14 protein-coding genes are annotated in these 14,040 nt (G+C 52.9%); 6 read left to right on the top strand and 8 right to left on the bottom strand.

Translation table 11 applies throughout. The features are described 5' to 3' along the window. The first annotated feature begins 18 nt into the window (after positions 1–18). From ACZ5FM_RS21085 to dps, 4 genes are all read left to right on the top strand, one after another. Entirely contained in the window at positions 19–981 is a 963-nt protein-coding gene (locus ACZ5FM_RS21085) for an ABC transporter permease (RefSeq protein WP_275642318.1), read from the top strand. Continuing rightward, positions 971–1,939 carry an iron chelate uptake ABC transporter family permease subunit gene (locus ACZ5FM_RS21080; protein ID WP_312947818.1) on the top strand — a complete coding sequence of 323 codons (969 nt, stop codon included), beginning with the start codon at positions 971–973 and terminating at the stop codon, positions 1,937–1,939. The genes ACZ5FM_RS21085 and ACZ5FM_RS21080 overlap by 11 nt, the downstream gene beginning before the upstream one ends. Then, the gene (locus tag ACZ5FM_RS21075; protein ID WP_464040645.1) at positions 1,936–2,694 is read left to right on the top strand and encodes an iron ABC transporter ATP-binding protein; all 759 of its coding nucleotides are present in this window, start codon (positions 1,936–1,938) and stop codon (positions 2,692–2,694) included. The genes ACZ5FM_RS21080 and ACZ5FM_RS21075 overlap by 4 nt, the downstream gene beginning before the upstream one ends. A 112-nt stretch (positions 2,695–2,806) precedes the next feature. Continuing rightward, on the top strand, positions 2,807–3,328 hold the full coding sequence (dps, locus tag ACZ5FM_RS21070; RefSeq protein ID WP_275642562.1) for a DNA starvation/stationary phase protection protein Dps: 522 nt from the start codon (positions 2,807–2,809) through the stop codon (positions 3,326–3,328). A gap of 53 nt (positions 3,329–3,381) precedes the next feature. Here the strand turns inward: dps and ACZ5FM_RS21065 are convergent, their stop codons facing one another. After that, positions 3,382–4,812, bottom strand: a complete 1,431-nt coding sequence (locus ACZ5FM_RS21065; protein WP_275642321.1) for a mannose-1-phosphate guanylyltransferase/mannose-6-phosphate isomerase — start codon at positions 4,810–4,812, stop codon at positions 3,382–3,384. A gap of 206 nt (positions 4,813–5,018) precedes the next feature. Here ACZ5FM_RS21065 and ACZ5FM_RS21060 point away from each other — a divergent pair, with 206 nt between their 5' ends. Next, complete coding sequence (locus ACZ5FM_RS21060) at positions 5,019–6,212, top strand: AGE family epimerase/isomerase (protein WP_464040644.1); 1,194 nt, start codon at positions 5,019–5,021, stop codon at positions 6,210–6,212. A 75-nt stretch (positions 6,213–6,287) separates the two neighbouring features. On the opposite strand, the gene ACZ5FM_RS21055 is transcribed toward ACZ5FM_RS21060, so the two are convergent. From ACZ5FM_RS21055 to ACZ5FM_RS21025, 7 genes are all read right to left on the bottom strand, one after another. Next, positions 6,288–7,568: a TRAP transporter large permease gene (locus ACZ5FM_RS21055; RefSeq protein ID WP_192489217.1), complete on the bottom strand. Its 1,281-nt coding sequence runs from the start codon at positions 7,566–7,568 to the stop codon at positions 6,288–6,290. Beyond that, positions 7,569–8,090 carry a TRAP transporter small permease gene (locus ACZ5FM_RS21050; RefSeq protein ID WP_192489218.1) on the bottom strand — a complete coding sequence of 174 codons (522 nt, stop codon included), beginning with the start codon at positions 8,088–8,090 and terminating at the stop codon, positions 7,569–7,571. Positions 8,091–8,173: 83 nt separating this feature from the next. Then, positions 8,174–9,151: a TRAP transporter substrate-binding protein gene (locus ACZ5FM_RS21045; RefSeq protein ID WP_192489219.1), complete on the bottom strand. Its 978-nt coding sequence runs from the start codon at positions 9,149–9,151 to the stop codon at positions 8,174–8,176. A 147-nt stretch (positions 9,152–9,298) separates the two neighbouring features. Next, positions 9,299–10,174 (bottom strand): amidohydrolase family protein, encoded by an 876-nt coding sequence (locus ACZ5FM_RS21040; RefSeq protein WP_464040643.1) that lies wholly within the window; start codon positions 10,172–10,174, stop codon positions 9,299–9,301. A gap of 1 nt (position 10,175) precedes the next feature. Beyond that, a complete protein-coding gene (locus ACZ5FM_RS21035) occupies positions 10,176–11,312 on the bottom strand; it encodes a mandelate racemase/muconate lactonizing enzyme family protein (RefSeq protein WP_464040642.1) in 1,137 nt (378 codons plus the stop codon). Further along, entirely contained in the window at positions 11,309–12,220 is a 912-nt protein-coding gene (gene kdgD / locus ACZ5FM_RS21030) for a 5-dehydro-4-deoxyglucarate dehydratase (protein WP_192489222.1), read from the bottom strand. Before kdgD ends, ACZ5FM_RS21035 begins: the two co-directional genes overlap by 4 nt. 69 nt (positions 12,221–12,289) lie before the next feature. Then, positions 12,290–13,030, bottom strand: a complete 741-nt coding sequence (locus ACZ5FM_RS21025) for a FadR/GntR family transcriptional regulator (RefSeq protein ID WP_464040641.1) — start codon at positions 13,028–13,030, stop codon at positions 12,290–12,292. Between the two features lie 191 nt (positions 13,031–13,221). Between ACZ5FM_RS21025 and ACZ5FM_RS21020 the strand changes: the two genes are divergently transcribed. Beyond that, a complete protein-coding gene (locus ACZ5FM_RS21020) occupies positions 13,222–14,022 on the top strand; it encodes an NAD-dependent epimerase/dehydratase family protein (protein WP_464040640.1) in 801 nt (266 codons plus the stop codon). The last annotated feature ends 18 nt before the right edge of the window (positions 14,023–14,040 follow it).

The following is a 14,040-nucleotide window of genomic DNA, read 5'->3' as shown; positions in this document are numbered from 1 at the left end:
GCGCATTAGGACACTACGTTGAAATATCTGGCTCTAGCCCTGCTCGCAGCCCTAATGTTGGCCGTCACCAGCCTTTTCATCGGGGTCAGCAATGTGTCACTTTCGACATTGATGTCGTCGGATACGGAAGCGCGCGCCGTCCAAGTACTGGTCGTCAGCCGCATCCCCCGGACGCTCGCCCTTATACTTGCCGGCAGCTCCATGGCAATTGCCGGACTTATAATGCAAATGCTGGTTCGCAATCGCTTCGTTGAGCCATCGACAGCGGGCACAATCGAATCCGCCAGCCTCGGCCTTCTGACTGTTACTCTTCTTGCACCGCAAACTCCCATTTTTGGTAAGATGCTGGTGGCGGCGGCATTTGCACTGGCAGGAACCGCGCTCTTCTTGCGGATACTGCGTGAAATTCCCCTGCGTGATATGCTGCTCGTTCCGCTCATCGGCATTATGCTCGGGGGCATCATCAGTGCGATAACGGCATTTTTTGCTTACCGTTACGAACTCACGCAATCCCTTTTGGCATGGACAACAGGAGACTTCTCCGGCGTTTTGCGTGGACGCTATGAATTGCTTTGGATTGGCTTTTGTTTTGCCATTGCAGCCTATCTGGCAGCAGACAGATTTACCGTCGCCGGCATGGGCCGTGACTTCACAACCAATCTTGGCCTCAATTACCGCCGCGTGGTGACATTCGGTCTGGTCATTGTGTCCCTGGTTTCAGCCGTCGTCGTGGTCACAGTCGGCATGATCCCTTTTCTCGGACTTATCGTGCCGAACATCGTCAGCCTGATGATTGGAGATAACATGCGCCGTTCCGTGCCATGGGTTGCGACCCTTGGCGCAATCTTTGTGCTGTCTTGCGATATTGTCGGCAGGACAATCCGTGCACCGTACGAAATTCCGATTGGAACCGTCGTCGGGGTCGTTGGTAGCGCTTTATTTCTCTATCTTTTGCTTCGGAAGCGTGACCATGCCCACTGATCTGCAGCAGAAACGCCCCGTCATTATCCTGGTGGTCCTCTCCGCTCTGGCAATTGTTGCCATCATTGCCTTCATGACACTTGGTGCAAAGGGAAGCTGGGCATTCGTTCTCAAATTCCGCGGCATAAAATTGGCGGCACTTTTGTTGGTTGCCTATGCGATTGCGGTCTCAACCGTCATGTTCCAAACGGTGACCAACAATCGCATTCTGACGCCAGCAGTCATGGGGTTCGATTCCCTATTTGTGCTGGTGCACACATTCATGGTCTTCGCCTTCGGATCTTCCGAAGTGCTGTTGATCGATCCACGTCTGCGATTTATCGGTGAAACCCTACTGCTGGTCTTTTTTGCCGGCATTCTTTTCCGCTGGTTGTTTTCCGGCGGCGAACGCAGCCTGCACCTGTTGGTGCTGGTCGGAATAATCTTCGGCGTATTGTTTCGCAGCCTCTCCAGTTTCATGCAACGTGTGCTGGATCCGAATGAATTCATGGTGTTGCAGGACACACTGTTCGCCAGCTTCAACACAATTGATACAACGTTGTTGGCTATTTCTGCTGCTATTGTTGCATTGGCCAGCCTCGCTGGCCTGAGACTGTTTCACACCTTTGACGTCCTGTCGCTAGGAAGGCCTGCAGCGATAAGTCTCGGCGTCGCGCATAAACGTGTTGTCACCGCTCTTCTTGTGCTCATTTCCATTATGGTTGCAGTGTCCACCGCCCTTGTCGGACCAGTGATGTTTTTTGGGCTGCTCATTGCAGCCCTTGCACATTACTTGACCGGCTCGGGCAAACATCGCCATGTGCTGCCAGCCGCAATCTTGATCGGCGTCATCTGCCTTGTCGGCGGACAGGTGATCTTGGAACGGGTCTTCGCGTTCGACACGGCACTTTCAATCGTCATTGAGTTTCTCGGTGGCATCGTCTTTATTGTTCTCATTCTCAAACGGGGTGCTCGATGATCGTCACCAACGGCATCAGCAAGGCATACGGCAACTCATTGGTTGTCGATGATGTTTCCATCACAATTCCTGTCGGAGGTTTGACCTCGATTATCGGTCCCAACGGGGCGGGAAAATCAACACTACTTTCCATTATCGCGCGCCTGATGGCTATGGATAAGGGAACGGTTACCGTTGACGACATGGACGTGACGAAAACGCAAAGCGACCAACTTGCCCGTCGTCTTTCCATATTACGACAGGACAATCATATTTCATCACGCCTTACCGTGCGCGATCTGGTGACATTCGGCAGATATCCCTATTCCAAAGGACGCCCGACTGTCGAAGACAAGGTGCATGTCGATCAGGCAATGCAATATCTCCACCTTGAACCTCTTGCAGACCGCTTTCTCGATGAGCTATCTGGCGGGCAACGTCAACGCGCATTTGTCGCAATGGTTCTGTGCCAGGACACCGATTATGTGCTGCTGGACGAGCCCTTGAACAACCTTGATATGAAACATGCCAGCGCTATGATGAAAATATTGCGCAAGGCCGCCGACGACTTGAAAAAGACCGTGGTGCTGGTGCTGCACGATATCAACTTCGCCTCCTGGTATTCCGACCATATCATTGCGATGCGCGACGGAAAGGTGTGGGGCACTGGAACGGTAAATGACATTATCGACACCGATGCGCTAAGAGAGATTTACGATATGCAAATCGCCATTCATGAGATCGACGGGCGACGCATCGGATTGTTTTATGAATGATCGTCCGCCGCGATAGATCATGTATTTTTTGATAATTTCATGGTTTTCAAACCGCGCCTTCAGACAGGACGGAACCTAGTCGGGTCCATAAAAGTTTTGAACGAGGCCAGTTCTGACTGCCAGTAAAGAGAGAAGGAAGACAGACGTGAAAACCCATAAGACCAAAAATGATTTGCCATCGAATGCCAAGACAACAGTAAGCGCATTGTTGAATGAGGCACTTGCTTCGATCATTGATCTGGCACTGGCAACCAAACAGGCACACTGGAACCTTAAGGGCCCACAGTTCATAGCCGTTCACGAGATGCTGGATGGTTTCCGCAACCAGCTTGATGACCACGGCGACACAATTGCTGAAAGAGTTGTGCAATTGGGCGGTACAGCACTTGGCAGCCTGCAGGCTGTTTCTGCTGCGACAAAACTTGCAGCCTACCCTACGGACATTTACCCCGTGCACGACCATCTTCAAGCGCTGATCGAACGTTATGGCGATGTTGCCAACATGGTTCGAAAAGCCATTGATGAAGCTGATGAAGCCGGTGATGCGAACACCGCCGATATTTTCACGGCAGCGTCGCGCGATCTGGACAAGGCCTTGTGGTTCCTGGAAGCTCATGTTCAGGAAAAGAACTGAAACACGTTACCATAATCAAAAAAGCCCCGGCAAAACCGGGGCTTTTTTGTCACTCAATCTCGTTTGTAGTCGTCTTCGACACGGATAATATCATCCTCGCCGAGATAGCCACCAGTACGCACCTCGATAATCTCGAGCGGAATGCGGCCTTCATTGGCGATGCGGTGTAGCGCGCCAATTGGGATGTAGATAGATTGGTTTTCGGTTAGAAGTAGGGTTTCCGAACTGATCGTCACACTGGCCGTGCCCTTAACAACGATAAGGTGCTCGGAGCGATGCATGTGCTTTTGCAAGGAAGTCCGAGTGCCGGGATCAAGCATGGTTCGACGCACACCAAACCGTTCGCCATCATCCATGCTCTCCACATATCCCCACGGACGGTAGGCACGGGTGTGAACTTCCGTTTCAACATTCCGGCCTTCGGCCTTCAACTGCTCAACGAGGCCTTTCACCGCCTGTGTCTTGTTTTTCGGTACAACCAGAACCGCATCCTTGGTTGAGACGACAACAAGATCCTTTGCACCGACAACTGTCGTCATCAGACCGTGTGAATGCACAAGGCATCCTTCGGAATCGACAATGAGACCATTGCCTTCAATTGCGTTGTCACCTTGCTGTTTGTCGGCAACCTCCCAGATTGCGTCCCAACTGCCAATATCGGACCAACGGAAATGACCACGCACCACCGCCATACGTTTGGTTTTTTCAATCACCGCGTAATCAATTGAGTTTTTAGGAGATGCCTCAAAGCTTTCCTGATCCAGACGGACAAAACCAAGGTCCTGTTTTGAAAGGTCGACGGCCTTTTCAACAGCGTCCAGAATCTCAGGGGAGAATGCACGTAATTCCGCAATCATCACGTCGGAGCGAAATAGGAAGTTACCTGAATTCCACAGATATCCCTTTTGCAAATAACTGACCGCCGTCTCAGCATTCGGCTTCTCGACGAAGGCTTCGACGATGCGCAGATCTTCGTTATCGGAAAACAACTCACCGGGATTGATGTAACCGTAGGCGGTACGAGGTTCAGTCGGAACCAGACCGAAGACAACAATGTTGCCTTGTTTTGCGGCTTCACACCCCAGTTTCACCGCATCAGAAAACAGCCCCTCGTCCAGCACAACGTGGTCGGCGGCCAACGCCAACACCAAGGAACCTGCTGAGCGCCGTTCGGCCATGACGGCTGCAACTGCCATCGCCGCCGCACTATCGCGTCGTGCAGGCTCCAACACCACTGTAGTCGGCACCTCAACATCTTCTGCCTGACGTTTGGCGAAAAACCGAAAGTCCTCGTTGGTGATGACAAGCGGCGACGCATAAAGCTTGGGATTTGAAACACGTTTCAATGTCTGCTGATAGGTGGAGAGATTTCCAACCAGTGGCTGAAACTGTTTAGGCAATTGATCACGTGAGACTGGCCATAACCTTGACCCCGAACCTCCTGCGAGAAGCACCGGGGTAATTTTATCCGTCATATCACTCATACCAATCAGCCCATTCTAAAACAATTTTGAACATATACCCTAAATGCATACACGTAATAAATGTTCACCAGGAAAAGTTTCGGGTCAAGACAAACGGTTATCCCCCGAGTAAACTCCACACATGAACTGCATAAAAATTAAGCGATGAACCAACCTTGATATTGATGCATTATGATGACATGAGGCACGAGATCGGAAGGATAGATATGACCTTATCGTCACCGGCGAGCCGGGTGAATACACTTGAAAACAGGGTTTCTGAACTACGTCGATGGCTCGACGTGGATGCCTTGCCCTTGTGGATCAAAACCGGTCTAGCAGCAGACGGCCGTGGCTTCCATGAGCGCATTGGCCAAGACGGAATTCCGATATTCAGTGACGACAGGCGTTCGCGTGTTCAACCGCGACAGGCTTATTGTTTTGCTGCTGCCGGGCACTCTGGATGGACTGGCCCTTGGCAATCAGCCGTTGAGCAGGGTGTCGCTTGGTTTGATAAAACCTATCGGTTGGACAGCGGTCTTTATGGCAATCTGGCCTCGGCAGATGGCCAATTGATTGATCCAACATTTGACCTGTACAATCAGGCTTTTGCACTTTTTGCTTGTGCAGAGCTTTCTATCGCAATGCCTGAGAAGAAAGCTGAAATGCGCGCCAAGGCGCTGTCCATACTGGACGCTCTGAAAAGAGAGTATAAACATCCTATCGCTGGGTTCGAGGAAGCCAATCCGCCACGACAGCCCCTCGGTTCCAATCCCCATATGCATCTGTTCGAGACAATGCAGGCCTGGGAAAAGGTCGATCCGACCGGACCTTGGATGGAATTGACTGACGAGATCGCCGCGCTTGCAATGAACCATTTCATTGACGCAGACAGCGGTGTGCTGCGTGAATTTTTCGATCACGATTGGCAGCCAATGCCAGGAGATGCAGGAAAGGTGGTCGAACCGGGACATCAATTCGAATGGGCATGGCTTCTGGTTCGTTATGGCTCTTCACGTCACTCGCCGGAAGCAATTCAAAAGGCAAAACGACTGTTCGAAATTGCCGAAACGCACGGCGTTTGCCCAGATCGCAAGATCGTCATAATGGGCCTGAAGGACGACTTCACCGTGAGGGACAGCCTGGCACGGTTGTGGCCGCAGACCGAATGGTTGAAGGCGTCATTGCAACTGGCACTCAATTCAACCGGCGACGAACGGCAATGGTACCTTGCCTCCAGTTCGAAAGCATTGGATGCACTTCAACCCTTTTTGGAGACACCAATCAGGGGCCTTTGGTACGACAAGTGGACCAAGGACGGCGGCATGATTGATGAACCGGCACCCGCCAGCACATTTTATCATATTGTCTGTGCAATCCACGAAGCTTGTGACGTTTTAGAGCGCATCGATAAAAGCTAATAAAACTAGACAATCACAAAACAAAAACCGCCGCAAGCCACGTCTGCGGCGGTTTTTTTGTGATACTGCAAGCTGTTACTTAAAGAGGCTTGGTAACCAGAGCGACAGCGCTGGAATATAGGTTACCGCCAGTAGCACCAGAACGCTCGCGCCGAAGAACGGCCAGATGGTTCGCATCGCCTCTCGTATCGATATTCCTCCGACAGCACATCCGACAAACAGCACTGTACCAACTGGTGGCGTGTTGAGACCGATGCCTGCATTGAGGATCATCACAACGCCAAAATGCACGGGATCGATACCAAAGGCTTTCACAACTGGCAGCAGCACTGGCGTGGAGATGATCACCATCGGTGCCATGTCCATGAATGTACCAAGCAACAGCAGAATGATGTTGATGACAAGCAAAACGATGATCGGATTGTCCGAGATCGCACTGATGGCACTGATCATAAGGGTCTGCACCTGAAGGAAAGCCATTAGCCACCCAAATGCAGCGGCTGTACCGATAACCAGCAACACCATGGCAGTCGTACGCACGGCCCCCATCACCGCCTCAACAAAACCTTCCCAGTTCAGCTCACGGTAGACCAACATGGCAACCAGAAAGGCGTAGAGCACCGCAATGCACGAACTTTCCGTTGCGGTAAAAACACCGGAACGAACACCACCAAAGATAATGCCGATCAACAGGATGCCCGGAAATGAAGCAAGCAAGTAATAAAACAGCTTGGAGAAGCCCGGAAACGGCTCAGATGGATAACCCTTTCGACGTGCAACAATATAGGCGGTTACCATCAAGGCAGCGGCAAGCAGGAAACCCGGAATAATCCCTGCTGTAAACAAATCCGCGACCGAGACATTGCCACCAGCGGCGATCGAATAAAGGATCATGTTGTGCGATGGCGGGATCATCAGCGCAATGATCGCCGCATTGACAGTTACGTTGACGGCGTAATCCTTGTCATAACCACGAGCAGCCATCTGAGGGATCATCAGACCACCCACAGCCGATGCGTCAGCAACAGCGGAACCAGAAATACCGCCGAACAACGTTGACGCCACAATGTTGACCTGCCCAAGCCCTCCACGCATGTGACCAACAAGGCCTGCCGCGAACCGTATGAGACGATGTGCAATACCGCCGCGCACCATCAGGTCACCCGCGAAGATGAAAAACGGAATAGCCATCATGGCAAACACGCTCATGCCCGAATTCATTTGCTGGAAAATAACAACCGGCGGAAGCCCCATATAGAGAACGGTGGCAAGGGAAGCGATGCCGAGACAAAATGCGATAGGTGTGCCGATCAACATTAACAGGGTAAAGACCCCGAAAAGAATAGTGTATGCCATTTACGCAGCCTCCTGCACGATCACATCCGCTGCAATTTCCTCGCCGAGAGCAACATCAATGAATCGCTCAGTGCCAAAGAGTGCAATAAGAAAACCACCACCGATCAGCGGGAAAAAGTCCACACCGCCAGGCCATCCCAGAACCGGAATCGTCGCCGTCCATGTGCCCATGCAAAGCTGCACGCCGTAAAAGGTCATCGCCGCCCCAAAGAAGACAATGAGACCGAGACTGATCATATCCATTATTTTCTGGATGCCGGGTCTCATCATGTAGCGAATGATATCCAGCCCAAGATGTACGCTTTCACGCACGCCAACAGCTGCCCCAAGCATGATGAACCAGGCCATAAGATGAATGGACAAAGGTTCGGACCAACTTGGCGAATCATTCAATATGTAGCGGCTGAAAACCTGCCAGCCGATAATCAGCGTCATGATAACCATGCCGACGCCAGCGACATAAAGCGATGCACGATTGAGCGCACCAAGACCGGGGCGTATCGCCCTCATAAAATTTCGCATGTTCCCGTCCTCCACAACTCCAGCCCATGCAGCTGGATAAAAAAAGACCGGCTCAATAATGAGCCGGTCCTTCGTGTAACTGTTCACTTGACCGCCTGAACGCGCTCCAGAAGATCTTTCATCTTCGGATCGGTTACGAACTTGTCGTAAACCGGCTTCATAACGGCAGCAAATTCCTCCTTATTGACTTTGATGACATTGACGCCACCGGCACGAACTTTTTCTTCGGAAGCCTTTTCACGAGCACTCCAAAGTTCGCGCATTTTGCCAACAGAATCCTTGGCAGCCTGACGAACAAGCGTCTGATCTTCAGGCGACAGCTTGTCCCAGGACACCTTGGATATAACGAGGATTTCAGGGTTCAGAGAGTGTTCAGTAAGAGTGTAGTTCTTGGCCACTTCGAAGTGACGGGCGGATTCGTACGAAGGCCAGTTGTTTTCCGCGCCATCGACAACGCCGGTTTCCAGCGACGAATAAACTTCGCCCATAGGCATCGGTGTCGGGTTGGCACCAAACGCTTGCATCATCGCGATCCAAAGGTCGGATTGCTGAACGCGAATTTTCAGCCCCTTGAGGTCGTCGAGTTTTTCGATTGGCTTTTTGGTGGTGTAGAAAGACCGCGCCCCGGAATCATAAAATGCCAGACCAATCAAACCATGGGGCTCGAAGGCGGCCAGCACCTCATCACCAATCGGACCGTCCACCGTGTTGTGCATATGCTCGGTAGAGCGGAACAGGAAAGGTAGACCCAAAACGGTCGTTTCCTTGACCAGGTTATTGAAGGGAGCCGCGTTAACGCGGTTCATGTCGATGACGCCGAAGCGGGTCTGTTCGATGGTGTCTTTTTCGCCGCCAAGTACAGCGTTGTTCATGACCTGTATTTTAATGCGGCCATTGGTGCGCTCAGAAAGCAGCTCACCCATATATTTGACGGCTTCGACCGTCGGGTAGCCATCCGGATGGATATCAGCAGAACGCAAGTTAATCTCCTGCGCCTGCGCAGAAACACTGCCAAGGGCCATGCCCATGGCAACGCAAAGCATGCCAGCAATCTTTTTCATTATTAGTTCTCCTCCGTTAAAACGGCCCGACCTTCCCCAGGTCCCGGGTCCGCTGTCGTCCTGCCCGTTCGGGCGGGTATGCAATGCCTTTCATTCTCTGGGCACAATGCGCGGGAGCCTCCACTCCCCCGGCGCATGCGGTTAAACTTATGCCGCTGTAAATGCAGGCAGATTAAAAAGTGCCTCGGGGTTGGAAACCAACGCCAGCCTGCGGGCGGCATCGTCAGCAAACCAGCCAAGGACGGTGTCAGCCAAAGCCGCATCGTCAGGATAATCAGCAGTTGTTTTCGCCAGATTGTGTGGCCAGTTCGTGCCCCAGACGATGCGCTCAGGCGCGTATGCCGCAATCTCACGTGCCACAGCAGCAACATCCTCATAGTCAGGACCAGCGCTTTTGGCGGATTCGTAAACACCCGCAAATTTGAACCAACAATTCCCCTTATCGATCAGACGCTTCAGCACATCGATCTGCGGGCTTCGCGGTGTCACGCCACAAAAGAACTTGCCATGATGATCAAGCACCCAGCGGGATTTCAAACGCGACAGGCGTTCTTCGTGATCCCCAATGTTACTGCCATCGAACTGCACGGCAACCATCCAGTTGAGCGCCGATGCCCGGGCATCCACATCTTCCAGTCCCTCAAGACCAACCGCACCGCCAGGCAGATCCATTATACGTGCACCAACAACGCCGGCGTCTGCCAGCGCATCGAGATCACGATCAGTTGTATCAGCTGAAATCACCGCAACGCCCCGCGCCGCCTCGCCCATTTCTGTGAGGCAGGCGACCAAATTGCCATTGTCACGCTGGTGAGCATTGCCTTGGGTGATGATGACGCGATCGATACCGATCCATTTCATAAAACTGCGATATTGCTCAGCGTCCGGCAGAGTACCTGCTGGCAAATCAGGGCCGCCCGGCAAAGCCGGAAAACCTGGCAGATACATATGCATCTGCGTATCCACTGCGCCTTTGGGCAATGTAATTTTCGGAGCGGGGCCAGAGAGGGTCCTGACAACCATATCAAGCCTCCTTCAGGCGGAATTCCGCCAGCGCGTCACGGTTTATCTCTATGCCAAGGCCGGGCGCATTCGGTATGGAAACCACACCGTTGACATGCTCCAGCGGTGTCTTAACGATAGCCTGACGATAAGGATTGTCCGTGCGATCAAACTCAAGGATAGGCTCAACAGGGTTTGTGCGAACAGGGTCTGGCACCATTGATGCCATGAACTGCAAGGCTGCAGCAATCTGTACCGCAGTTCCCCAGACATGCGGCACCACGCGCACGCCGTGAATGGACGCAAAATCCGCAACGCGGCGGGCCTCTGTAAAACCACCCACACCACAGAGATCAGGCTGAATAATATCGACCGCTCGGGTTTCAAGCGGCTCCTTCATACCCCAGCGACTATGCCATGTCTCACCACCGGCAACCGGAATGGGCTGCTTGGCGCGCACCTCGCGGTAGGCAGCCAATTGTTCCGGCACAACAGGCTCTTCAAACCAGTCGATATTGTATTCAGCCGCCTTGCGACCGAGTTCAATGGCTTCAAGAACCCCATAACCATGGTTGGCATCGATCATCAACCGCATATCCGGGCCGATCGCCTCGCGGACGGCGCGAATGACCTGAAGGTCTTCGGCGACAACAAAACCGATCTTGATCTTGCTGGCGTGAAACCCTTCCGCACGGTAGCGAGCGGCTTCCTTCGCGTTGTCCTCAACACGATTGACGCCATCACGTTTGAAGCTGCCCGTGGCATATGCACGGACAGATTCACGAAAACGACCACCCAGCAATGTGGAAACGGGAACACCGAAGTGCTTGCCCTTGATATCCCATAGCGCGATATCGATGCCGGAAAGCGCCGTCAGTGTAAGACCGCGCTGCCCCTGGTCGCGAAGCGCATTGTAGAGCTTCGCCCAGAGCTTTTCCGTTTCCAGCGGGTTTTCGCCAATCAGCCAGCCCGCATAGGTTTCGACCACGGCAGCATTTGCTTTCGCAGGGCCAAGGCATTCGCCCCAACCAATGGTGCCATCATCACAAACGATCTCCACCAGAACATGCAGGCGACGATCGAAGCGCATTGAAGCACTTTCGAAGGGAACCGAAAGACGATGTTCGAGCAGATGTGTGCGGACTGCTGTTATTTTCATGCGCTGCGCTTCCAGGTACCGATGAGCTTGTCGAGGATTGCTTCTTCTTCCTTGGTCAGATCATCAAGCGGCGGACGAACCTTGCCCGCATCGAAGCCCTGCAGGCGAACACCGGCCTTAACAGCGGAAACAGCATAACCCTTGCGGCGGCTGCGCAAAGCCATGAACGGGTAGAAGAAGTCTTTGAGAATAGTTTCACACTTTGTGCGATCACCCGCACGCAGAGCATTGTAGAACTCCATAGCCAGACCGGGCACGAAGTTAAACACGGCAGAAGAGTAGGTTGTGAAACCAGCGCCCAGATAAGCTTCTGCGAACAGTTCGGCGGTCGGCATGCCACCAAGATACGTCAGACGGTCACCCATCGTTGCACTCACCTGACGAACGAGACCAATATCGCCGGTACCGTCCTTGAAACCAACCAGGTTCGGGCACTCGTCACACAGACGCTTCAATGTGTCAGCCTGAAGAACGGAATTGTCGCGGTTGTAAACCATGACGCCAATACCGATGGACTGGCAGACGCGCTTCACGTGCTGGTAAAGACCTTCCTGTGGGGCATCAATCAGATAGTGTGGCAGAAGGAGAATGCCGTCAGCGCCCGCTTTTTCAACGGAACGCGCCAGATCGATGGCCATTTCCGTGCCGTAACCACAACCAGAAACGATCGCAGTCTTACCAGACGCTTCCTTGGCTGCGCGGACAATGTCGGGAATTTCAGACGGAGCCAGCGAGAAAAATTCGCCCGTACCGCCAGCAGCAAAAAGCACAGGAGCGTCATAACCAGCCAGCCATTCAACGTGACGACGATAGCTTTCAGCCTGGAATTTGCCTTGTGCATCAAAGTGCGTGACAGGGAACGACAACAGGCCCGAGCCAAGCGCGACCTTGATTTCTTGCGGATTCATCACTGATTTCCTTTTCTACGTACTCAGTTAACTTGTCATACGTCTAGGTCAGAAAAGTGTCAATAGTTATCATACATGTTTTCGCTGCTCGCGCAGCAACGCCCTGTACCGGGCCTGACTACCGCGCAAATGAGCGCGCATCGCTTCTCTCGCCGCATCCTCATCACCATTAGAAATAGCCACAACGATTCGATCATGCTCCTTATCAAGAAGCTTGATATAGGCCGCTTGATCAGCCTCGGACTCGTCACTGCTCAGCGCCGCACGCGGAATGGCATTGCGGCCAATCATCGTCAAAAACTCCGGAAACCTCGAATTGTTGGCCGCCTCAGCGATGGCAATATGCAACGCGAAATCCGCCTCAGAACTGGATGTACCGGCATCGAGACAGGCACGCACAGCGTGATGACATTCAAAAATTACTTCTTCCTGCGCGGGCGAGCGACGAAGCGCTGCCAAGCCGGAAGCCTCAACCTCAACCGCCGTACGCAATTCCAGCAACTCGATCATTGAAGAAACGCGAGCTGGATCAACAGCATGCAAGGAAAGGAGACTATCGTTAGCAACAGGCGTCGTCAGAACGAATACGCCAGCTCCTCGCCTCGCCTCGACCAGTTTATCAGCGCGCAAGGCAGCGATCGCCTCTCGTACAACGGTGCGGCTTACGCCATGCGCCTCAACGAGCTGCGCCTCACTGGGCAATTTTGTGCCGGGAGGAAACTGCCCTGCAGCGATTGCCTGGCGCAAATTCTCACCCAGCCGCTCCGTCAGCGTGCCCGCACCACCTTCTATTCTGGTCTGTGTGTTCATCCCCGCCTCTTTCCCTATCCCGTTCATTCGAATGCCAATTTCCGGGTTGGCTATCATAGAAATTACGCAGAACCCACACCTTACCAATCACACTGGTTGACCACACCATATCAAGATGTATGATAACTTCAAAGCCATATTACATTAAATCATTATACAGCCTGTGAGGGCTGGCGACGGGAGGAAGAATTTTGAAGCGACTTCTGGTAACGGGAGCAGCCGGTGGGCTTGGACGCGCCATGCGCGACAGATTTTCCAAAATGGCAGACGAAGTGCGTCTTTCCGATATCGTCGAGATACAAGGCGACCTGGCGGCCAACGAGACCTTCGTGCGTTGCGACCTTGCTGATGCAGCAGCGGTACACACATTGGTGAAAGGATGTGACGGCATCATTCATCTTGGCGGCATTTCAGTGGAGGACAAGTTCTCCAAGATCCTGAATGCCAATCTGCTTGGTCTCTACAATCTCTACGAGGCGGCACGCGCCAACGGCCAGCCACGCATTATCTTTGCAAGCTCCAACCACACCATCGGCTTTTATCGCCAGGACCAGCATATCGACGCGAGCGCACCAATGCGCCCGGATGGGCTTTACGGCGTGTCAAAATGCTTTGGGGAAGCACTAGCTCGCATGTATTTTGAAAAATTCGGACAGGAAACTGCCCTTGTGCGCATCGGCAGCTGCGTCGAGAAACCGGTCAATTACCGGATGCTGTCGAGCTGGATGTCCTATGATGATTTCGCGTCATTGATCAATTGTGCGTTTCGCGCGCCGCTGCTCGGCTGCCCGATCATATGGGGCGTTTCCAACAATGACAGTCGTTGGTGGGACAATTCTCAAGCGGAGTATCTGGGCTGGCGCCCAAAGGACAATGCAGAAATTTACCGCGCCGAGTTGGAAAAAACCTTGCCTCGTCCCGGCACCGACGAACCGCTATCGCTTTATCAAGGCGGTCAGTTCGTCAAGGACCCGATTTTTACAGAAGACTAAGCGACGGAAAGCCACCTT

The organism is Agrobacterium sp. 5Ca50 (genome assembly GCF_055381905.1).
This window is presented reverse-complemented; position numbering and strand designations above follow the sequence as displayed.

What these genes read in the sequence shown, in the direction of transcription:
- ACZ5FM_RS21080 (WP_312947818.1), top strand. Translation starts at nt 971, where the DNA reads ATGCCCACTGATCTGCAGCAGAAACGCCCCGTCATTATCCTGGTGGTC.
- ACZ5FM_RS21075 (WP_464040645.1), top strand. Translation starts at nt 1,936, where the DNA reads ATGATCGTCACCAACGGCATCAGCAAGGCATACGGCAACTCATTGGTT.
- ACZ5FM_RS21065 (WP_275642321.1), bottom strand. Translation starts at nt 4,812, where the DNA reads ATGAGTGATATGACGGATAAAATTACCCCGGTGCTTCTCGCAGGAGGT.
- ACZ5FM_RS21060 (WP_464040644.1), top strand. Translation starts at nt 5,019, where the DNA reads ATGACCTTATCGTCACCGGCGAGCCGGGTGAATACACTTGAAAACAGG.
- ACZ5FM_RS21055 (WP_192489217.1), bottom strand. Translation starts at nt 7,568, where the DNA reads ATGGCATACACTATTCTTTTCGGGGTCTTTACCCTGTTAATGTTGATC.
- ACZ5FM_RS21050 (WP_192489218.1), bottom strand. Translation starts at nt 8,090, where the DNA reads ATGCGAAATTTTATGAGGGCGATACGCCCCGGTCTTGGTGCGCTCAAT.
- ACZ5FM_RS21045 (WP_192489219.1), bottom strand. Translation starts at nt 9,151, where the DNA reads ATGAAAAAGATTGCTGGCATGCTTTGCGTTGCCATGGGCATGGCCCTT.
- ACZ5FM_RS21040 (WP_464040643.1), bottom strand. Translation starts at nt 10,174, where the DNA reads ATGGTTGTCAGGACCCTCTCTGGCCCCGCTCCGAAAATTACATTGCCC.
- ACZ5FM_RS21035 (WP_464040642.1), bottom strand. Translation starts at nt 11,312, where the DNA reads ATGAAAATAACAGCAGTCCGCACACATCTGCTCGAACATCGTCTTTCG.
- kdgD (WP_192489222.1), bottom strand. Translation starts at nt 12,220, where the DNA reads ATGAATCCGCAAGAAATCAAGGTCGCGCTTGGCTCGGGCCTGTTGTCG.
- ACZ5FM_RS21025 (WP_464040641.1), bottom strand. Translation starts at nt 13,030, where the DNA reads ATGAACACACAGACCAGAATAGAAGGTGGTGCGGGCACGCTGACGGAG.